This is a genomic window from Roseinatronobacter sp. (genome assembly GCF_051859525.1).
Lineage (GTDB): Bacteria > Pseudomonadota > Alphaproteobacteria > Rhodobacterales > Rhodobacteraceae > Roseinatronobacter.
The window spans coordinates 1-587 of sequence record NZ_JBHYFM010000058.1 but is presented as its reverse complement, the minus strand read 5'-3'; the positions used below and the strand labels follow the sequence as shown (position 1 = coordinate 587).

General features: G+C 58.4%; 1 protein-coding gene. It reads right to left on the bottom strand.

The window, feature by feature from the left end; all coding sequences use genetic code 11:
• On the bottom strand, positions 1-533 hold a 533-nt coding region (locus ACTIE1_RS16685; protein WP_439563517.1), incomplete at its 3' end, for a TRAP transporter large permease subunit.
• Between the last annotated feature and the right edge of the window lie 54 nt (positions 534-587).

The following is a 587-nucleotide window of genomic DNA, read 5'->3' as shown; positions in this document are numbered from 1 at the left end:
TTGCTCTGGGCGATTGCGGCCTGATCGGAAAAGCGGCCGGTGCGATCATACACGAACCACGGCATGAAATACGCCATGCCGATGATGCCGATGCAATAGACGCTGGACAGGATGATGCCCGGTCCGATCCCGGCAAAGAACATCATCCCGATCGATTGCTCAGTCAGAATGGCATAAATGATGAGAAGAATGCTCGGTGGGATCAACATGCCCAGAACCGAACTGCCAGCCACTGTGCCGACGGCAAAGCGCGGGCTGTATCCCAAGCGCAGCATCTCAGGGACGGCCACGCGCGTGAACACGGCAGCGGACGCGATGGACACCCCGGTCACCGCAGCGAAAACGGCGTTTGATCCAACTGTCGCCAACCCAAGACCACCACGGATCGGCCGCAGGAAGTAGTCACCCACATCATAAGCATCCCGCCCGACATCTGACGCGCTCATGATCAGACCCATCAAGACGAACAAGGGGATCACAGCAAAGGTCTGATCCGCGATCCCGTCTGCGGCGGCCAACGTCAGGAGCTTCATGGCCAACGTCAGGCTGTCCTTCTGAAGCGCAACCGAAAGAAACGAAACCACGCT